The following is a 19217-nucleotide window of genomic DNA, read 5'->3' as shown; positions in this document are numbered from 1 at the left end:
TTTGCCACCCAACACGTCCGCCCTACCACCCAGCACACGCACAACAACCGCCCCACCAACCCCCCCAACTTTTTCCGGGGGTAGAGTTGGCGCGGGCGGCGGCGGGGGGGGGGGGCCCCCCCCCCCGCTACGGCACCGCCCGCTGCGCCGAGGGCCAGGGCGGTGGGTACGCCGATCTTCGCCGCCTTGCGGCCGGTTCGGAAGTCGCGGATCTCCCAGCCGCGGTTCTTGGCGACCTCGCGTAGATCCGAGTCCGGGTTGATCGCGACGGCGGTGCCGACCAGCGAGAGCATCGGCACATCGTTGTGGCTGTCGGAGTACGCGGTGCACCGCTTGAGGTTCAGGCCCTCGCGGATCGCCAGGGTGCGCACAGCATGCGCTTTGCCGAGTCCGTGCAGGATGTCGCCAACCAGGCGTCCGGTGAACTTCCCGTCGACACTCTCGGCCACGGTGCCCAGCGCTCCGGTGAGCCCGAGCCGCTTCGCGATCACCTGCGCCAGCTCCACCGGGGTCGCGGTCACCAGCCACACCTGCTGGCCCGCGTCCAGGTGCATCTGCGCGAGGGCGCGGGTGCCGGGCCAGATCTTGTCGGCGATGATCTCGTCGTAGATCTCCTCGCCCAGCGCGGCCAGTTCGGCGGTCGAGCGCCCGGCGATGAACGCCAGCGCCTTCTCCTTGCCGCTGGCCATGTCGGTGCTGCTCTCCTTGCCGGTGACCCGGAACTTCACCTGTTTCCAGGCGACATCCACCAGATCGGAGGTCTTGAAGTACTTGCGCGCCGCCAGACCGCGGGCGAAATGCACGATCGAGGCGCCCTGCACCATCGTGTTGTCGACGTCGAAGAACGCCGCCGCGGTCAGGTCGCGCGGCGCCTCGGGACCAGCGGCCTCCACCTCGCCCGCGGCGAGCTCGGCGTCGTGCAGGGTCAGCGCCGCGTCCGCGCTCGCCTCACCGGCCAGATTGGCCCGCAATTCCTCTTCACTCGGGCCGAAGGGGCTGCGCGAGATGCGGGCGAGCTGGTCCTGCAGACCCTGGCCCATCTGGCTCAGATTCCACCGCGCCGGAAACTCACCGAATCGTCCCGCGATGAATCCGGCCCTCGCCACCTTCGATCGTTCCGGCACCAGTACCTCCGCCCGTCGCGCGAACCATGTCAACAGTAGCCGGATCGGCCGACAGTCACGGCAGAAGGCGGCGCGCGACACAATCGCGTGGCGCGCACCGAGCCCGCATGGCGTTCCGGCCGCTGATTGAATTCCGGTCATGACCAATCACACACATTCGGTGACATTGCTGACTCGCGCGGGCTGTGGACTGTGTGCGACGGCACTGGAACAGCTGCGCGTGATCTGCGCCGAATTCGGTTTCGAACCGGCGACCGTCGACGTCGACGAAGCCGCCGCTACCGACCCTGGCCTGCGCGCGGAGTACGGCGACCGGCTTCCCGTCGTCCTGCTCGACGGCCGCGAACACAGCTATTTCGATGTCGACGAGACTCGATTGCGGGCCGACCTGGAGCGCTGAGCGCGCCGTTTTCCGTCCGATTCGGCCACTGTGCTGGTCGCGGCGGAAAATGAGGCCAATTTCACCGACTTTGTGCAGGGCTTCACAAGCAGTTACGGTGGTGGCAACGCGACCCGCATGCCGAGGCTGCGGAGCCGCCCCGAAATCCGAAACTTCGACACCATGGCACCGGACCGCCCCCGGGTCAGAAGGGTCGAGCGACGAACCGGAGCCCGAGGCCCGGGACGAGGAGCCGACGACGTGACAGAGCAGCATGAGGCGCCAGGCGGCGTCTCCGGCAGGGCTCTGCAGAAGGACATCCCGCAGGCCACCGTCGCGCGGCTGGCTACCTATCTTCGGGTCCTCGCCATGTTGGCCGACGACGGTGTTGCCATCGTATCGAGTGAGGAACTGGCTGTCGCGGCGGGTGTCAATTCGGCCAAATTGCGCAAGGATCTATCCTTCCTCGGCCCCAACGGCGTTCGGGGCGTCGGCTACGACGTTGCCAAGCTCCGCTCCCGGATCGAGGATGTGCTCGGTCTGTCGCAGGGCCACCGTGTCGTGCTGGTCGGCGCGGGAAACCTGGGCCGGGCGCTGGTGGGCTACGGCGGGTTCCAGCGGCGCGGTTTCACCGTGGTCGGCATTCTCGACAGCGACCCCGCGGTGATCGGCATGCCGGTCGCCGGACTGGTGGTGCGCGACGTCGCGGAGCTGGCCGCGGCGGTCGCCGAGCTGGAGCCGACCATCGCGGTGATCACCGTTCCCGACGACGCGGCCCAGGACGTGTGCGATCGGCTCGTCGCGTTCGGACTGCAGTCGATTCTGAGTTTCGCCCCCTGCGAGCTGGTCGCACCGGCCACGGTCGAGGTCCGTCGTGTCGACCTGGCCGTCGAGATGCAGATGTTGTCGTTCGAACGGGTGCGCAACGCGGAGCACGCTCCGCTGCCGGAGGTCGCGCACGCCGGGTCGGGTCGCATCGCGCACCGCCTGCCGACTTCGCATCCGGCACTCCAGCATTCGGCAACCCCGCATACGGCAACCTCGCATACGGCAACGGAGCCAAGCAGCAAGGGATCGGTGGTCACACCATGAGTGAGCGCAGCGAGCGGATCATGCAGTACAGCACGGCGGAGGATTCCGTTCGTGCCGGGACGGTGACGGCATGAGCGTTCTCCTCGTCGGCATCTCGCACCGCAGCGCGCCGGTTCCCGTGCTGGAGAAGGTGGCCGTCACCGACACCGACCGGCCGAAGCTGATCGACCGCCTGATCTCCTCGAGTCATGTGTCCGAGGCGATGATCGTCTCCACGTGCAACCGGGTCGAGGTCTACGCGGTGGTCGACGCCTTCCACGGCGGTCTCGCCGAGATCGGCGATCTGCTGACCAAGCACTCCGGCCTGCCGATGCCGGATCTGACCAAGCACGCCTACGTCCGCTACTCCGAGGCCGCCGCCGAGCATCTGTTCGCGGTCGCCAGTGGCCTGGACTCGATGGTGGTCGGCGAGCAGCAGGTGCTCAGCCAGATTCGCGGGGCCTACGCCTCCGCCGACGCGCAGCGCGCGGTCGGGCGGACCCTGCACGAGCTGGCGCAGCACGCGCTGCGGGTCGGCAAGCGGGTGCACGCCGAAACCGGCATCGACCGCGCGGGCGCGTCGGTGGTGTCGGTCGCGCTCGATCGTGCGCAGCAGGTGCTCGGCCCCCTGGCCGGCCGGACCGCCGCGGTGGTCGGAGCCGGGGCCATGGGCGGTCTCGCGGTCGCGCATCTCTCCCGAGCCGGGATCGGCCGGATCATCGTGGTGAACCGCACCATCGCGCGGGCTCGCAGGCTCGCCGAGACCGCGCGGACGCACGGCGTCGAGGCCGAGGCCATGGAGCTGTCCCGGCTCACCGAGGCGATGTCCGCGACCGACGTGGTGGTCACCTGCACCGGCGCGGTCGGCGCGGTCGTGACGCTCGCCGACACCCACCGCGCGCTCACCGACCGCGAGCGCGGCGAGGAATTCGCCACGGTGGACCGGCCGTTGGTGTTCTGCGATCTCGGCTTGCCGCGCGATGTGGAGCACGCCGTCGCCGGACTGCCCGGCGTCACGCTCATCGACATCGAGACCTTGCAGCGCGATCCGGCCGCGGGCGCCGCCGCCGACGACACGGCGGCCGCCCGATCGATCGTCGCCGACGAGCTCGCGAAGTATCTCGCCGGACAGCGGATGGCCGAGGTCACCCCGACGGTGGCGGCGCTGCGCCAGCGTGCGGCGGAGGTGGTAGAGGCCGAACTGCTGCGTTTGGATTCGCGGCTGCCCGGCCTCGCCGACCCGGAACGCGACGAGGTCGCGCGCACGGTGCGCCGGGTGGTCGACAAACTGCTGCACGCGCCGACGGTGCGGGTCAAGCAGCTCGCCTCCACGCCGGGCGGCGACAGCTACGCCGAGGCGCTACGCGAATTGTTCGAACTGAAGCCGGGCGCGGCCCAGGCGGTCGCCGCGCCGATGGAGATCACCGCGCTCGCGGACGACCGCGCCGAGATCACATTGGCCGACGGGGAGATCGCGCTGGCCGACGACTTCACCGCGGGCCATCGCGGCGAGGAACAGGGGCAGACGGCATGACCATGGTTCACCGAGAAGGCAACGCCACCGCGGAAGGCACTCGTGCCCCGTGGCGGATCGGCACCCGCGGGAGCCTGCTCGCGCTGACCCAGGCGGGCACGGTGCGCGACGCGCTGATCGCGGCCGGGCAGCCCGCCGAGTTGGTCGTCATCAAGACCGCCGGTGACCTGTCGTCGGACCCGGTGCAGAAGATCGGCGTCGGCGTGTTCACCTCCGCGCTACGCGACGAGCTGGCGGCGGGCGCGATCGACATCGCCGTGCACTCCTACAAGGACTTGCCGACCGCGCAGGACCCGCGCTTCACCATCGCCGCCATCCCGCCCAGGGAGGACCCGCGTGACGCGCTGGTCGCGCGCGACGGACTGGTCCTCGGCGAGTTGCCCGCGGGTGCCAAGGTCGGCACCTCCGCGCCGCGTCGCGCCGCCCAGTTGCGGGCGCTCGGGCTCGGTCTGGACATCGTCCCGCTGCGCGGCAACCTGGACACCCGGCTGCGCAAGGTCCGCGAGGGCGAGTTGGACGCCGTGGTGGTGGCCAGAGCCGGACTGGCTCGCATCGATCGGCTGGACGCGGTCACCGAGTCGCTGGAGCCGGTGCAGATGCTTTCCGCTCCCGCGCAGGGCGCGCTCGCGGTCGAATGCCGCAGCGACCACACCGCGCTGGTGGAGATCCTTTCCGGCCTCGACGACGCGGCCACCCGCGCGTCGGTCGTCGCCGAGCGGTCGCTGCTGGCCGAACTCGAGGCGGGCTGCACCGCACCGATCGGTGCGCTCGCCGAGGTGGTCGAATCGCTCGACGACGAAGGGCGGATCGTGGACGAGCTGTCGCTGCGCGCGTGCGCGGCGGCCGTCGACGGATCCGACGTGCTGCGCGCATCGGTGGTCGGCGCCCCGGACGACGCCGCCGAGCTCGGCCGCGCGCTTGCCCGCGAGTTGCTCGACATGGGTGCGCGCGAGTTGCTCGCCACCGAACCGGACGACGGTTCCCCCACCCGGGCGGTGAGTTCGCCCGCCACAGACTTGCCCAACCCCAGCCCAATGGAGAACAGCCGATGAGCGGAAGCATAGGCACCGTGCCTTCGGGTATGCCGGAGCCGAGCGCAAGCGAGGTGCAGGCATGAGCCGAGCCACGAAGAAGCACCCCGGTCGCATCCTTTTCGTCGGATCGGGTCCGGGTGACCCGGCGCTGCTCACGGTGCGGGCCCGTGAGGTCATCGGGCGGGCGACGCTGGCGTTCACCGACCCGGATGTCGACAAGGGTGTGCTCGCCCTGATCGGCACCTCGGTCGAGCCGGGGCCCGACGGCGAACGTCCCGTCGACGTGCGGCCCGCGCTCGGCGAGCCGGCCGAGGTGGCCAAGACGCTCATCGCCGAAGCGCGTGCCGGGCACGACGTGGTGCGCGTGGTCGCGGGCGACCCGCTGACCACCGATTCGGTGATCGCCGAGGTCAACGCCGTCACCCGCTCGCACATGGTCTTCGAGGTGCTGCCCGGCCTGCCCAACGGCTCCGCGGTGCCCAGCTACGCAGGCATCGCGCTCGGTTCCGGGCACACCGAGGCGGACGTGCGCGGCGAGGTCGACTGGGCCGCGCTCGCGGCCGCGCCCGGCCCGCTGGTCCTGCACTCGACCTCGGGTCATCTCGCGGAGACCGCGAGCGCCCTGGTCGAGCACGGCATGGCGCCGCAGACCCCGGTCGCGGTGACGGTACGGGGCACCACCCGCCAGCAGCGCACCATCGAGGCCACTCTGGCCACGCTGAACAGCGCCGCCTCCGAACTGGTCGGCCCGCTGGTGGTGACCATCGGCAAGGTGGTCGCGCAACGCTCGAAGATGTCCTGGTGGGAGTCGCGCGCGCTGTACGGCTGGACCGTGCTGGTGCCGCGCACCAAGGACCAGGCGGCGGAGATGAGCGAACGGCTCGTCACGCACGGCGCCATCCCGATGGAGGTGCCGACCATCGCGGTCGAGCCGCCGCGCAGCCCCGCCCAGATGGAGCGCGCGGTCAAGGGTTTGGTCGACGGTCGCTACCAGTGGGTGGTGTTCACCTCCACCAACGCGGTCCGCGCGGTGTGGGAGAAGTTCGCCGAGTTCGGTCTGGACGCGCGGGCGTTCTCCGGTGTGAAGATCGCCTGCGTGGGGGAGGCCACCGCCGACAAGGTGCGGTCGTTCGGCATCAACCCCGAGCTGGTGCCCAGCGGCGAGCAGTCCTCCGAGGGCCTGCTGGCCGACTTCCCGCCTTACGACGACGTGTTCGACCCGGTGAACCGGGTGCTGCTGCCGCGCGCCGACATCGCCACCGAGACGCTGGCCGAGGGCCTGCGCGATCGCGGCTGGGAGATCGACGACGTCACGGCCTACCGCACGGTGCGCGCTTCGCCGCCGCCCGCGGAGACCCGCGAGATGATCAAGACCGGCGGTTTCGACGCGGTCCTGTTCACCTCGTCCTCCACGGTGCGCAACCTGGTCGGCATCGCGGGCAAGCCGCACGCCCGCACCATCGTGGCCTGCATCGGCCCCAAGACCGCCGAAACCGCCATCGAATTCGGCCTGCGCGTTGACGTGCAGCCCGACGTGGCCCAGGTCGGTCCTCTGGTCGAAGCGCTGGCCGAGCACGCGGCCCGGCTGCGCGCCGAAGGACTCCTGCCGCCGCCGCGCAAGAAGAGCCGCCGCAGTAGGTAATCGGCCGCGCCTTCGCGCCGCGAACGGAACAGGCTCGGTCTCGTTTCGCTCGAGACCGGTGGTTTGCGGTGCGCCGGGCGCGTCACGGGCGTCCGCTGTTGTGCCCGGGGTGGGCTGTTCCGAATCAGGGCGGTGCCCCGCGGCCACCGGGTTGACGTGCCGGGCCTCGGCCAGCCGATGGTTGGCCTCGCTCGCTCGATACCTTTGGTGAGCTGAAGCGGCTGGATGCGGCGGCTTCTCGCAGTGGGAGCAAGCCGTTCGGGATCGGTGCGCGGCACGGCGTCAGGAGCGAGCGTTGCGGTCCAGCCGGCCTGAATGCGAAGCAGGCGCGTAGCGCTTGATGCTTTGCGGTCGCCGCGTAGTTCCGCCGATGAGATGTCAGTGGTGCGCGATCCAGGTCGCGAATGGGCGGTGCAGTGCACGGTCTGGCTGTCGGGCGGCAGGAGCGAGTTGGGCTATGCCGCGTCGGCGAATCACGACCTGCGGTGCAATGTGGGCTGTGCAGCGCACTGGCCGTGGGCCCCGGGTCCGCACTCGGTCTTGTGTATTGCACGTCCTTCCACTCGTTCGCGGTCGCGAATGCGCGTGGATGCGGCTCGCGACCACGAACGAGGGATCGGATCTCAGTACCGCCTGCGCATCAAGGTGCGGACCATGGAGCAGGTGGCGTCGGAGGGTGGGCGGATGCCGATTACCTCGGCGGTGTGCCTGATTCGCTTGTTCGTGGCGTAACTCGGTGCGTAGACGCCGGAGTCGAGCAGTGCGATCGCCAGGCGCATCGCCTTGAGCCGCCGGTTGTGCAGGACGTACCACGCCTTGGGGCGGCCCGGAGGCAGCGGGCGCTTCTGCAAAGGGGTGTAGGGGCGATCGATGAGAACGGTTTGTGGTGTGCGCATTGGCATCCCTCCCGTGGCGATCGGGGGCGGGCGAGCCCCCTCGAACGTACCTTCGATTGTACCCGGGGGGACCGACAAACTTGGCTGGCCAGAAGGGTTTTCGAGCGTCCAGCGGCTCACAGATCGTGCAACAGTCGCATCGACTGCGGATGGCCGAGCGCGGCCGCGCGTTCCAGCCACTGCCTGGCTTCCCGCTGCGCCGGAGTGCGGCCGGTCGCGATGGCGGCGGCGGTCCGCAGCACCTCGGGGTCGGCGAAATCGCCTGCGAGGTAGGGGGTGTTGGCGGCGCGCAGCAACAGCGCGAGGTGGAACATCGAGTCCGGGTCGCCCGCCTCGGCGCCCTTGCGCAACCACCGCTCACCCTCGATCGGCTCGCCGCGGTCCAGATGCAAGGCGCCGAGCACCGCCATCGCATCGGTCCTACCCCGCCGCGCGGCCTCGGTGAGCAGGTCGATCGCGCGGTCGAATTCGCCGCGGCGCGCCAAGTGCAAGCCGAGACTGCGCATGGCCGTGGGATTTCCGGCGCGGACGGCTCGTTCGTACCACTGCTCGGCCTCTTCGTCGCGTCCACGCCGGTTGGCGATGACGCCCATATTGCAGAGGGCTTCCGGCAACCCGCGCTCGGCGGCCGGCCGCAACCAGCGCTCCGCCTCATCGATATTCCCGCGCTCGGTGTGCAGCAGGCCCAGCTGCATCCCCGCCGCCTCGTTGCCGCGGCCGGCGGCGGTCTCCAGCCAGTGGATCCCCTCGCCGATCCGCCCGTCGGCTCCAAGCAGCGCGCCGAGCATGCCCATCGCCGGCGCGCTGCCACCCGCGGCGGCCCGGCGCAGCCAGCGTTCGGCGCCCGCCGCGTCGCCCGCGTGCCACAGCGCTTCGGCGCGCCGTTGCATGGCGACCAACTCGACCTCGCTCGGCGGCTCGGTCATCTCAACAGCCCGTCTCGCGGAACACCACGCCGTCCATCATCGCGCCTGTTCCATCGGGACGCGGTACCCGTTCGCGTGCGCGTATGCGGTCAGCTGCGCGTCGTAGTTGCGGAGGCTGTCCAGCAGCCAGGTGTGTCCGGTGTCCTTGACGACCACGATCGGCCCGCGGCTGCCCGGCGGAAGCGTGGGTACCGAGCCGTCGAGGTACCAGGATGTGGTCGACCACGGGAAGATGAAGGCCCAGCCGATGTCGGCGACCCGCTGCGGCGGCCCGAGCTGTAAGGGATCGGCCGGGGTGGCATGCCGTGCGCTGTGCTGGGCGAGCAGATGCCGTGCGCTGTTGCGGGCCACGCGCACGTCCAGCGGCCCCGAAGTGGTGTCCGGAAACCGGAGACTGGTCTCCGCCCCTGCGCACAGTCGTCGGCCCGCCGCCTCCGTCACCTGGCACGGCCTGCTCTGCAGGCGGAGGAAGACGCAGCGGGCGGTGTCGGAGAAGCGCAACTGGACGATGGCGTCCTCGGTGCCGCCGGCCAGGTGCGTCCCCCGGCTGCGTATCCACTCGGGCTCGTCGGGCCGGATGCCGAGCATCCGGAAGGCGACGTGCGCGCCCGGCATCACCTCGGGCGCGGCCGATTGTCGTGCGACGAACTCCACGGCGAAGTTCTGCCCGGTGGCGTCGGTGGCACGCCAGACCCGCAGCATGAACGCGGGCGGAGGCAGACCGTCGGTGAGCACGGGCCACCAGTCGGCCAGCAACACCGCCGCCCACGATTCGAAGTCGGCGGCTCTGGCCAGCGAGATGTCGATGTGCGGATCGGTCATGCTTGTCCCCCAGCGGGTCTCGCCTAGTCGGAGTATGCGCCTTCGCCAGGGGGGTAATGTGTGATTTCGCACACTGTTATCACTCGGATGGCATGGGTGATCGCCGGGTAACGCGCGGCAGCTGTCCCAGAGGGTCGGGCTCGGCGTCGCGGAGCGGGCCACGGGCGCTCGCGACAGCGGATCGCGCCGGGCGTATCGTGCGATTCATGACCGGAATGGACCGCCCACGGCGGTTGCGCCGTACTCCCGCTCTGCGCCGTCTCGTGGCCGAAACCACACTCGAACCACGGCAATTGGTGCTGCCGATGTTCGTGGCCGACGGCTTGGCGGAGCCGCGTCCGATCGGCTCCATGCCGGGCGTGGTGCAGCACTCGCTCGACTCGCTGCGCAAGGCGGCGGTCGAGGCGGTCGCGGCGGGTGTCGGCGGCATCATGCTGTTCGGCGTGCCGCGTCCGGAGGACAAGGACGCGGTCGGCAGCGCGGCCAGCGATCCGCGCGGCATCCTAAACCGCGGCCTGCGCGCCCTCGCCGACGAGGTGGGCGACTCGACGGTGGTCATGGCCGACACCTGCCTGGACGAGTTCACCGATCACGGGCACTGCGGTGTGCTCGCGGCCGACGGCGCGGTCGACAACGACGCGACGCTGGACCGCTACGTCGAGATGGCGCTCGCCCAGGCCGAGGCGGGCGCCGACCTGCTCGGCACCAGCGGCATGATGGACGGCCAGGTCGGCGCGATCCGGCGCGGTCTGGACGCGGCCGGGCGCATCGATACCGGCATCCTGGCCTACTCCGCCAAATACGCTTCGGCGTTCTACGGACCGTTCCGGGAAGCCGTCGCTTCCTCGTTGGAAGGCGACCGGCGCACCTACCAGCAGAACCCGGCGAATCGGCGCGAGGCGATCCGCGAACTGGAGCTGGACCTGGCCGAGGGCGCGGACATCGTCATGGTCAAGCCGGCCATGTCGTATCTGGACATTCTGCGCGAGGTCGCCGATCACTCGACGGTCCCGGTCGCCGCCTACCAGATCTCCGGCGAGTACGCGATGATCACCGCCGCCGCCGAGCGCGGCTGGATCGACCGCCGCGGCGCCGTCCTCGAGTCGCTGCTGAGCATTCGCCGGGCCGGCGCGGACTTCGTGCTCACCTACTGGGCGACCGAGGCCGCGAACTGGCTGTCGTGACGAATATGGCGGGACCGTTCGCCGCGGGCTCGGCCCGGCCCCCGATGCCGGAGGACGTCGGTACCGCGCGGCAGCTGTGGTGGGGTGTCGTCGGATTCGGCGTGGTGCAGTTGATCGCCTCGATCGTCGCTGCCCTGGATCAGCGGCGCACGTTCGCCGAACAGGTCTTCGAGCAGGCCAGGATGCAGGATCCGAAGGTCACGATGGCCAGCGCCGAGCTGATGGTGTCGCTGGTCTACGTGGTCGTGGTGCTGATCGGGCTCGGTCTGTCCGCGCTCGCGCTGGTGATCGTGCACCAGTTCGGGCGTGGCAAACCGTGGGCGCGCACCGTGCTGACGGTTCTCGGCGCCTGGTCCGTGGTGATCGGCGTCGGCGCGTTGCTGGCCATCGACGCGGTGACCGGGACGGCCTCGCTCGTCGCGGGCGGTGCTTCCATCGTGCAGGGCGTGCTCGCGGTCGGCGCCATCTATCTGTCCCACCGGCCCGAAGCCACCGCTTACTTCCAGCCGGGCAGGCGTTGAGGCTCTGAATGGAACAGGTTTCCAATTTGTCCGAGACAGTCCGGCATGTATGGTGAGGGTTGTCACAGTGGACGTGGAAACCGGTAGTCGTCTGCCGTTCGTTGTCGCTTATTACGCGCGGGAACTCGGCAAATGGCTCCGGAGGATCGGAGGCATCGATGCGAGTGGTGATCCAGCAGCCGCACAGCATTCGGCGGGATCTGGCCGTCTTGAGTCTGCTGATTCTGTTCGCCGTGCTGACCGTCGCCGTGCTGTTGCTGCCCGGCTTGAGTCGCTGATTCCGCTCTCCGCCTTGGTCCACGCTGCCGCGGGGGCTCCGGCGTGACCGCCGAAGCCGTCTTGTTCACCGAGCCGGGCGCCCGCTGGCGCGCCGTAGCGTACGGGCCGAGCCTGTGCCTGGCCGTTCTCGTCCTGGAACTCGTCACCGGTGGTGACGTGCACTGGTTCGCCCTACTGTTCTGTGCCGCGCTGATCGCCGGTTTCGTCGCACTGCAAGTGGTCGCGGGCAAACGGCACGTCGGCGTCGAACTCACCGCGGAGACGCTGCGTTCGGGCACCGAGTCGCTACCGCTGAGCTCGATCGCGGAGGTCATGCCGGAACGGGACGAGAACTCCTGGGACGACGAAGAGTGGGAGTCGGCCAGGGCGCTCGGTGAGCTGACCGGCGTGCCGCGCCGCCGCACCGGCATCGGGCTGCGGCTGGCCGACGGCAGCCTGGTGCAGGCCTGGGCCAGAGACCACAAGGCGCTGCGCGCGGCGTTGACCGAGGCCGTCCAACGCAGTTCGGACGGAGTGGACCGATGAGGCGCTGGCTGGTCGCGGTGCTGGTGGAAGTGGATCTGTTCGTGCTCGCGCTGATCGGGGCGGCGTTGAGCGCACGCGCGGGCATGCGCACCACCGATTTCCCGCCGTCCGGCGACGCCCCGGGTTTCACCGCGATCCGCTATGCCGCGCCTTGGTGGCTATTGGCCACGCTGCTCGTCGCGGTGGCCGGTGTGCTCGCCATCGACGCCGCGGCCCGGCTCGCGCGTGGACTGCGTGGCGCCGGAGCCGTGCGCTGATCGACGCGAATTCGTCTGCGGTCGTTTCATGCCGCGCGCGGCGGGAACGCCGATCACATGAAACCAACTGTCCAGCGAACACTTTTCGGTGCGGTGGCGGCCGGTGTGATCGGCGCGGCCGCGGCCGTACCAGCCACCGCGTCCGCCGAAACCGTTCCGCGAGAGCCTGTTCCGGTGACACCCGCCTTTGCGGCCACGCCGCCGGCACCGCTGCTGCACGCGCTGCCGACGCCGTTGGCGTGCCTGGTGACGACCGGCTTCGCCGCGTTCTGTCTGGGCATCACGTAGCCACGGATTGCCTGCTAACCGCTGCGGACCGCGCGCAGGCGGGTTACCGTGCTACCGCCCCCGGTTCGGCGCCCGACGCCCGCCGACCGTGCGCTTTGGTTGGAATGGCCCTGGGGCCGTTAGTATTTCGGCCGTATTTGGTACGTGCGTCGATGAAGGAAAGTGTTCGATGAACCGGTTCGCCGTGAAGATTTGTGCCGCGTTTGCCGTGGCCGCCGCCCTCGGACTCGGGGCCGCGCCCGCAGGCGCGACCCCGGGACTGCCACTGGAGGACGCGAACCCGGTCGATGCGCCGATCCTGGTGCCGGATTCCGGATCCGCGGGCCCTTACAACGGGTTCATGTGCTTCCTGCACACGATGTCGGCGCAGGTCCCCTGCATGTACGCCTGACGGCGGCGGCCCGGCGCCCGTTCAGTTCCAGTGCTGGTAGATGTCCAGCACACGGCCGTCGCGGGTGCCGGGGGCGTTCAGGTAGACGGTGACCGTGCCGTCCGGATGGCCCGCCGCCTCCAGCACCACCTGGCGCAGTGTGGCGTGCACCGCACCGCGGTCGTCGCGGTAGATCGCGGAGTCGTTCTTCAGTCCGGCGCCGATCCGGCTGGGCGGGACGAACATGGTGACCACGGCGGGAATCGGCCCGTCCGCCAGCGCTGCGGTCGCCGTGTGGTCCAAGGGGATGGCCAGCCGCACGTCGTCGATTTGATCGAGCGGCTGCGCGGCGGCGGATCCGGCGCCGAGTGCCATTGCGGCCCCCGCGACGACGGCGAGCACACCCACGCTGACGATGGCAATCCGCATGCAGACCCTCCCGAACGATGGACGAATGTGAGCTGAGACTACGCACCGGCAACCGCTCAGCGATCGAAATCCGCGCGAACCCCACCTCGGCGTGTTGCCGGGCGGCTGCGGCCTGCATCACTGCACTACACCCTGTCGTCAAGCCGATTTTCCGGTGCTGAGAGACTGGAACTCGTGAGTTCTTCTCCGCGCGTGACCAGTGCCGCTGTGCCGGTTTCCGCTCAGCTCTTCGACCGGGCGAGTTCGGTGATTCCGGGTGGCGTCAACTCCCCGGTGCGGGCATTTCGATCCGTCGGCGGCACACCGCGATTCATCGCCTCGGCCGACGGCTGGAGGCTCGTCGACGCGGACGGCAACGAGTACGTCGACCTGGTCTGCTCCTGGGGGCCGATGATCCTCGGCCACGCGCATCCGGCGGTAGTCGAGGCGGTGCGCGGCGCGGCGAGCGGCGGCCTGTCCTTCGGCGCGCCGACCGAGGCCGAGATCGAACTCGCCGAGGAGATCGTGCGGCGGGTCACGCCGGTGGAGCGGGTGCGGCTGGTGAACTCGGGCACCGAGGCGACGATGAGCGCGGTCCGGCTGGCCCGCGGCTACACCGGACGCACCAAGATCATCAAGTTCGCCGGTTGTTATCACGGCCACGTCGACGCGCTGCTCGCCGACGCGGGCTCCGGCGTCGCCACGCTCGGGCTGCCCACCTCGCCCGGCGTGACGGGCGCGCAGGCCGCCGACACCATCGTGCTGCCCTACAACGACATCGACGCCGTCGCCGCCGCGTTCGCCGCGAACCCGGCTCAGATCGCCTGCGTGATCACCGAGGCGGCGGCGGGCAACATGGGCGCGGTGGCGCCGCTGCCCGGATTCAACGCGGGACTGCGCGCGCTCACCGCCGAGCACGGGGCGCTGCTCGTCATGGACGAGGTGATGACCGGATTCCGGGTCAGCGCCGCGGGTTGGTTCGGCCGGGAAGGCATCGCAGGCGACCTCTACACCTTCGGCAAGGTGATGAGTGGCGGTCTGCCCGCGGCCGCGTTCGGCGGTCGCGCCGAGATCATGAACCACCTCGCGCCGCTCGGGCCGGTCTACCAGGCCGGGACGCTGTCCGGTAACCCGGTCGCGGTGGCCGCGGGCCTCGCCACACTGCGCGCGGCCGACGAGGCGGTGTACGCCGCGCTGGACCGCAACGCGCGGCGGCTCGGCGAACTGTTCACCTCGGCGCTGACCGCCGCGGGGGTCGGGCACCAGGTCCAGTTCGCAGGCAATATGGTGAGCGTGTTCTTCGCCGAACGCCCGGTCACCGACTACGCCGCCGCCAAGGCGAGCGAGACCTGGCGCTATCCAGCGTTCTTCCACGCCCTGCTCGACGGTGGCGTGTACGCGCCGCCGAGCGCGTTCGAAGCGTGGTTCGTCTCCGCGGCGCTCGACGAGGACGCGTTCGACCGTATCGCTGCCGCCCTGCCCGCCGCCGCGCACGCGGCGGCGGCCGCCACCCCCGAAGGATCCCGCGCGTGACCTCCGACCTCGATCAGCCCGATGCCGACCGGCGCGAGCCGGCCAAGCCGTCCACCGCGCCGGAGGTGACCGCGACGCACGGCGCGACCGCCGTTGCGGTCGATCCGGCCGCGGACGCGACCGTGATCGACGCTGGTGAGCAGTTCGCCGCCGCGAGCGCCGGGACGCAGACCGCCGAGCCAGGATCCGAGGAATCCAGCCTGGTCGAGGCGGGCGCCCAGTTCGCGGCGGCTGCCGCGTCGTCGGACGCGCAGGTCGTCGCGGCGCGTAAAGGGGACAAGCCGGCTCCGGCCGAGACCGAGACCGAGACCGAGACCAATAAAACCGAGGCGGCGGAGCGCGCCGATGCGCGGACCAGCGCCACCGATCGGGTGCACGACGGCGGCGCCGCCGCGATCGAGACGATCGTGCACGTGCTGCGCCACGGCGAGGTGCACAACCCGAACGGCATCCTCTACGGCCGCCTGCCCGGCTTCAGCCTTTCGGTGGCGGGCCGTGCGCAGGCCGCCGCTGTCGCGCGGACCCTGGCCGATCACGACATCGCCGTGGTCATCGCGTCGCCGCTGCAGCGTGCTCAAGAGACCGCCGAGCCGATCGCCGCGCAGCACGACGTCATCGTGCGCACCGACGAGAACCTCATCGAGGCGGGTAACACCTTCGAAGGCCTCCGCGTCTCGGTCGGCGACGGCGCACTGCGCAAGCCGCGGCACTGGTGGAAGCTGCGCGACCCCTTCACTCCGTCCTGGGGCGAGCCGTACCTCCAGATCGCGCACCGCATGCTGGCGGCCGTGAACAAAGCCCGGGTCGAAGCGGCCGGGCGGGAGGCGGTGCTCGTCTCCCACCAGCTACCCGTGTGGACGCTTCGGCGGTTCCTCCAGGGCCAGCGCCTCTGGCACGACCCCCGGCAACGGCAGTGCTCGCTAGCTTCGCTGACCTCGCTCGTCTATCACGGCGACACGCTGGTCGACATCGTCTACTCCGAGCCAGCGGGCGGCTCGGACCCTTCGGTACACGGCGCATGACGCACCGCACCGCGTTCCCCATCCCGCCTTCGGCGCGCGCCGGGCGGGTGCTGCCGGCTCTGCTCGCGTGCGTGGCGCTGATCGCCGCGCTCGCGGGTTGTTCGACCGGTTCGGACGCGGTGGCCTCGGGCGGCACCTTCGAATTCGTCTCGCCCGGCGGCAAGACCGACATCCGCTACGACCCGCCCGCCGCGCGCGGCACCATCGGCAAACTCGCCGGTCCGGACCTGATGACCGCGGGCAAGACCACCTCGGTGGAGGACTACGCGGGCAAGGTCGTGGTACTCAACCTGTGGGGCCAGTGGTGCGGTCCGTGCCGCGCCGAGGCGCCCGCCCTGGAAAAGGTCTACGAAGCGACCAAGGACAAAGGCGTCGCCTTCCTCGGCATCAACGTCCGCGACCCGCAACAGGACAAGGCCCAAGACTTCGTGGTCGACAACAAGGTCGGCTACCCGTCCGTCTACGACCCGTCGATGCGCACGCTCTTGGCGCTCGGCGGGAATTTCCCTACCAGTGTCATCCCCACCACGCTCGTCCTCGACCGGCAACACCGGGTCGCCGCGGTATTCCTGCGGTCCCTGCTGGCCGAAGATCTGCAGTCAGTGGTCGAAAGTATCGCCGCGGAGGAATCACAGTGAATCGCGACCGTCGTACCCGCCACCTGCGTGCCTGTCGGCCACGGCAGGGCGCCCGACGAATCGGCGGCGGATGGGCCGTCGACGACCGGTGGGCGGGCATCGCCACCGTGCCGCGCAGCGTCGCGGCCGAGTCGTTGCTGGACTTCCCGGCGTTCGACGCGGCCGAGGAACCCGCGGCCACCGAGCGCACGGTAGCGCCGCGCCGCGGCGCCGGACGATCGCCGGAGGAAACGCGGGAGGACTCGGTGTGACCCTCGCGCGCACCGCGCCGCGTACCGGGGAGGACCTGTGATGGTGCTCGCCGCAGTCGGTGATTCGTTCCAGCAGACGGCGGCCTCCGGGCCGCTGCTGCTGGCGCTCGGCGCGTGCCTGCTCGCGGGTCTGGTGTCGTTCGCCTCGCCGTGTGTGGTGCCCCTGGTGCCGGGGTACCTGTCCTATCTGGCCGGACTCGTCGGCGCGGAGGCGCCGCCTGCCACGGTGGCGGAGGCCACCGGCGGACGCGTCGCGACTGCCGCGCGGCCGCTTCGGTCGGGACGGATGCGGGTCGCGGGTGCGGCCGGTTTGTTCGTCGCCGGTTTCACCGTGGTCTTCGTGCTCGCCACCGCGACCGTGTTCGGCGTCATCCAGACCCTCAACGTGAATCGGGAACTGCTGCAACGCATCGGCGGTGTGGTGACGATCCTGATGGGCCTGGTCTTCATCGGCCTGGTGCCCGCGTTGCAGCGCGACACCCGGATGGAACCGCGCAGGCTCACCAGCCTCATGGGCGCTCCGCTGCTGGGCGGGGTGTTCGCGCTGGGATGGACGCCGTGTCTCGGCCCCACGTTGTCGGGCGTCATGGCCGTGGCCGCGGGCACCGACGGGACCACGGCGGTGCGCGGGGTCGCGCTGATCATCGCTTACTGTCTCGGCCTCGGTCTGCCGTTCGTGGTGCTGGCGTTCGGGTCCGCGAGCGCGCTGCGTGGGGTCGGGTGGCTGCGCCGCAATTCCCGCACCATTCAGATCATCGGGGGCATGTTGCTCGTCGCGGTCGGCGCCGCGCTGGTCACCGGGGCGTGGGACCAGTTCGTCGCCTGGGTGCGGGACGCGTTCGTCTCCGAGGTGACCCTGCCGATATGACCGTGACCGACCACCCCACGATCGAAAGCCCCGAGCGTCCGCCGCGTCAATCGCTGATCGGGCGGGCCTGGGCGTTCCTGCGCAACACTTGGCGCGGGCTCACCAGCATGCGCACCGCCCTGGTGCTGCTGTTCCTGCTCGCCCTCGCCGCGATTCCCGGCGCGCTGCTGCCGCAGCGGAACCTGAACGAGCAGAAGGTCGAGCAGTACATCGCGAGCCGGCCCACGCTCGGCCCGTGGATGGACCGCTTCGAGCTGTTCGACGTGTTCTCCAGTTTCTGGTTCACGGCCGTCTACGTGCTGCTGTTCATCTCGCTGGTGGGTTGCATCCTGCCGCGCACGCTCGACCACTACCGCGCTCTGCGCACACCGCCGGTGCGCGCGCCGCGCAATCTGACGAGGCTTCCGCACCACTACGCGGCCCGGGTCGAGCGGTCGCCGCAGGAGCTGATCGACCACGCCCGCGCCCAGCTGCGCGGCTGGCGCACCGAGGTCCGCCCCGGCCCCCGCGAGGGTGAACTGGCGCTGTCCGCGGAGAAGGGCTACACCCGCGAACTCGGCAATCTGGTGTTCCACCTCGCGCTGGTCGGGCTGCTGGTCGCCATCGCGATGGGCAAGCTGTTCGGCTACGAGGGCAGCGTCATCGTGCTGGCGAACAACGGCCCCGGCTTCTGCACCACCTCGCCCGCGGTGTTCGACTCGTTCAAGGCGGGCAACGTCAACGACGGCACCGGCATGACCCCGGTCTGTGTGCGGGTGAAGGATTTCCAGGCCGACTACCTGACCAACGGGCAAGCGGAGATGTTCACCGCGAACCTCTCCTACCAGGCGGGCGACGATCTGCGGACGAACACCTGGCGCGACACCAGGGTGCAGGTCAACCATCCGCTCCGCGTCGCGGGTGACCGGCTCTACCTGCAAGGACACGGCTACGCGCCCACCTTCACGGTGACCTTCCCCAACGGCCAGACCCGCACCGAGTCCATTCAGTGGCGGCCCGACGACGCCTCGACGTTCCTGTCCAGCGGCGTGCTGCGGATCGACCCGCCCGGTGGCATGTACGCCACCGACGAGGAGCGCCGCAAGAACCAGATCGCGATCGAGGGCTTGTTCGCGCCCACGGCGATGTTCCACGGATCGTTGCTGTCCTCCGCGTACCCCGCCATGAACGATCCCGCCGTCGCGGTCGACATCTATCGCGGCGACACCGGCCTCGACACCGGTAAGCCGCAATCGTTGTTCGCCCTCGACCCCGAGCAGGTCAAGCAGGGCAGGCTCGCCAAGGAGGCCAGGGTCAATCTCCGCCCCGGCGAGTCGACCACGCTGCCGAACGGCACCAAGGTCACCTTCGACGGCGCGCAGGAGTTCGTGAATCTTCAGGTCTCACACGACCCGGCCCAGCAGTGGGTGCTGGTGAGCGCGCTGCTGATGATGGCGGGCCTGCTGGTCTCGCTGCTGATCAAGCGCAGGCGGATCTGGGTGCGGGTCTACCCGGCCGAGGACACAGCCGGTACCGTGGACCAACGACGCACTGTAGTAGAGATGGGCGGGCTCGCCAGGACCGACCAGGCGGGCTGGGGCGGCGAGTTCGACCGGCTGCGCGCGCGCCTGCTCGATGAGCACGCCGAGACCACGGGAGAGTGACG

At 70.3% G+C, this 19217-nt stretch carries 22 protein-coding genes; 17 read left to right on the top strand and 5 right to left on the bottom strand.

The window, feature by feature from the left end:
• Positions 1–1040, bottom strand: a 1040-nt coding sequence (locus ACIA5H_RS34300; RefSeq protein ID WP_397080089.1) for an HAD family hydrolase, incomplete at its 3' end; no start/stop codon positions are given.
• Positions 1041–1263: 223 nt separating this feature from the next.
• Here ACIA5H_RS34300 and ACIA5H_RS34295 point away from each other — a divergent pair.
• The 5 genes from ACIA5H_RS34295 to ACIA5H_RS34275 all read left to right on the top strand — a co-directional run bounded on the left by ACIA5H_RS34295 (position 1264) and on the right by ACIA5H_RS34275 (position 6784).
• Positions 1264–1524, top strand: coding sequence for a glutaredoxin family protein (locus ACIA5H_RS34295; RefSeq protein ID WP_355071929.1), 261 nt, complete (start codon positions 1264–1266; stop codon positions 1522–1524).
• Between the two features lie 240 nt (positions 1525–1764).
• Complete coding sequence (locus tag ACIA5H_RS34290) at positions 1765–2595, top strand: redox-sensing transcriptional repressor Rex (RefSeq protein WP_397080078.1); 831 nt, start codon at positions 1765–1767, stop codon at positions 2593–2595.
• A gap of 70 nt (positions 2596–2665) precedes the next feature.
• Positions 2666–4108, top strand: a complete 1443-nt coding sequence (locus ACIA5H_RS34285) for a glutamyl-tRNA reductase (RefSeq protein ID WP_355071933.1) — start codon at positions 2666–2668, stop codon at positions 4106–4108.
• A complete protein-coding gene (gene hemC / locus ACIA5H_RS34280; protein ID WP_355071935.1) occupies positions 4105–5160 on the top strand; it encodes a hydroxymethylbilane synthase in 1056 nt (351 codons plus the stop codon). Before ACIA5H_RS34285 ends, hemC begins: the two co-directional genes overlap by 4 nt.
• Positions 5161–5221: 61 nt before the next feature.
• Positions 5222–6784 (top strand): bifunctional uroporphyrinogen-III C-methyltransferase/uroporphyrinogen-III synthase, encoded by a 1563-nt coding sequence (locus tag ACIA5H_RS34275; RefSeq protein WP_355071937.1) that lies wholly within the window; start codon positions 5222–5224, stop codon positions 6782–6784.
• A gap of 623 nt (positions 6785–7407) precedes the next feature.
• On the opposite strand, the gene ACIA5H_RS34270 is transcribed toward ACIA5H_RS34275, so the two are convergent.
• The 3 genes from ACIA5H_RS34270 to ACIA5H_RS34260 form a co-directional block, all read right to left on the bottom strand.
• Complete coding sequence (locus ACIA5H_RS34270) at positions 7408–7680, bottom strand: hypothetical protein (protein ID WP_355071939.1); 273 nt, start codon at positions 7678–7680, stop codon at positions 7408–7410.
• A gap of 116 nt (positions 7681–7796) precedes the next feature.
• On the bottom strand, positions 7797–8606 hold the full coding sequence (locus ACIA5H_RS34265) for a tetratricopeptide repeat protein (protein ID WP_397080074.1): 810 nt from the start codon (positions 8604–8606) through the stop codon (positions 7797–7799).
• Between the two features lie 36 nt (positions 8607–8642).
• Positions 8643–9428, bottom strand: a complete 786-nt coding sequence (locus ACIA5H_RS34260; RefSeq protein WP_356962583.1) for a hypothetical protein — start codon at positions 9426–9428, stop codon at positions 8643–8645.
• A gap of 206 nt (positions 9429–9634) precedes the next feature.
• Here ACIA5H_RS34260 and hemB point away from each other — a divergent pair, with 206 nt between their 5' ends.
• The 6 genes from hemB to ACIA5H_RS34230 all read left to right on the top strand — a co-directional run bounded on the left by hemB (position 9635) and on the right by ACIA5H_RS34230 (position 12873).
• A complete protein-coding gene (gene hemB, locus ACIA5H_RS34255; RefSeq protein ID WP_364424309.1) occupies positions 9635–10612 on the top strand; it encodes a porphobilinogen synthase in 978 nt (325 codons plus the stop codon).
• Positions 10613–10617: 5 nt separating this feature from the next.
• Complete coding sequence (locus ACIA5H_RS34250) at positions 10618–11133, top strand: hypothetical protein (RefSeq protein WP_379254007.1); 516 nt, start codon at positions 10618–10620, stop codon at positions 11131–11133.
• A gap of 321 nt (positions 11134–11454) precedes the next feature.
• Positions 11455–11937: a hypothetical protein gene (locus ACIA5H_RS34245; RefSeq protein WP_397080071.1), complete on the top strand. Its 483-nt coding sequence runs from the start codon at positions 11455–11457 to the stop codon at positions 11935–11937.
• On the top strand, positions 11934–12194 hold the full coding sequence (locus ACIA5H_RS34240) for a hypothetical protein (protein ID WP_355071951.1): 261 nt from the start codon (positions 11934–11936) through the stop codon (positions 12192–12194). The genes ACIA5H_RS34245 and ACIA5H_RS34240 overlap by 4 nt, the downstream gene beginning before the upstream one ends.
• A 57-nt stretch (positions 12195–12251) precedes the next feature.
• Entirely contained in the window at positions 12252–12482 is a 231-nt protein-coding gene (locus ACIA5H_RS34235) for a hypothetical protein (RefSeq protein WP_397080069.1), read from the top strand.
• Positions 12483–12651: 169 nt separating this feature from the next.
• A complete protein-coding gene (locus tag ACIA5H_RS34230) occupies positions 12652–12873 on the top strand; it encodes a hypothetical protein (protein WP_355071954.1) in 222 nt (73 codons plus the stop codon).
• A gap of 21 nt (positions 12874–12894) precedes the next feature.
• Here ACIA5H_RS34230 and ACIA5H_RS34225 read toward each other — a convergent pair whose 3' ends face one another.
• Positions 12895–13281, bottom strand: a complete 387-nt coding sequence (locus ACIA5H_RS34225; protein ID WP_397080067.1) for a hypothetical protein — start codon at positions 13279–13281, stop codon at positions 12895–12897.
• 174 nt (positions 13282–13455) lie between these two features.
• On the opposite strand from ACIA5H_RS34225, the gene hemL reads away from it, so the two are divergent.
• From hemL to ACIA5H_RS34195, 6 genes are all read left to right on the top strand, one after another.
• Positions 13456–14793 (top strand): glutamate-1-semialdehyde 2,1-aminomutase, encoded by a 1338-nt coding sequence (gene hemL / locus ACIA5H_RS34220; protein WP_397080065.1) that lies wholly within the window; start codon positions 13456–13458, stop codon positions 14791–14793.
• A gap of 371 nt (positions 14794–15164) precedes the next feature.
• Entirely contained in the window at positions 15165–15815 is a 651-nt protein-coding gene (locus tag ACIA5H_RS34215) for a histidine phosphatase family protein (protein ID WP_355072138.1), read from the top strand.
• Complete coding sequence (locus tag ACIA5H_RS34210) at positions 15812–16453, top strand: TlpA disulfide reductase family protein (protein ID WP_356962575.1); 642 nt, start codon at positions 15812–15814, stop codon at positions 16451–16453. Before ACIA5H_RS34215 ends, ACIA5H_RS34210 begins: the two co-directional genes overlap by 4 nt.
• Positions 16450–16704, top strand: coding sequence for a hypothetical protein (locus tag ACIA5H_RS34205; protein ID WP_356962573.1), 255 nt, complete (start codon positions 16450–16452; stop codon positions 16702–16704). The genes ACIA5H_RS34210 and ACIA5H_RS34205 overlap by 4 nt, the downstream gene beginning before the upstream one ends.
• 40 nt (positions 16705–16744) lie before the next feature.
• On the top strand, positions 16745–17572 hold the full coding sequence (locus ACIA5H_RS34200; RefSeq protein ID WP_397080062.1) for a cytochrome c biogenesis CcdA family protein: 828 nt from the start codon (positions 16745–16747) through the stop codon (positions 17570–17572).
• On the top strand, positions 17569–19215 hold the full coding sequence (locus ACIA5H_RS34195; RefSeq protein ID WP_364424296.1) for a cytochrome c biogenesis protein ResB: 1647 nt from the start codon (positions 17569–17571) through the stop codon (positions 19213–19215). The genes ACIA5H_RS34200 and ACIA5H_RS34195 overlap by 4 nt, the downstream gene beginning before the upstream one ends.
• Positions 19216–19217 lie beyond the last annotated feature (2 nt).

The sequence above is a fragment of the Nocardia sp. NPDC051900 genome (assembly GCF_044452545.1).
Lineage (GTDB): Bacteria > Actinomycetota > Actinomycetes > Mycobacteriales > Mycobacteriaceae > Nocardia > Nocardia sichangensis.
Note: the sequence above shows the minus strand (reverse complement) of the source record. Positions and strands in the feature narration are given on the sequence as shown.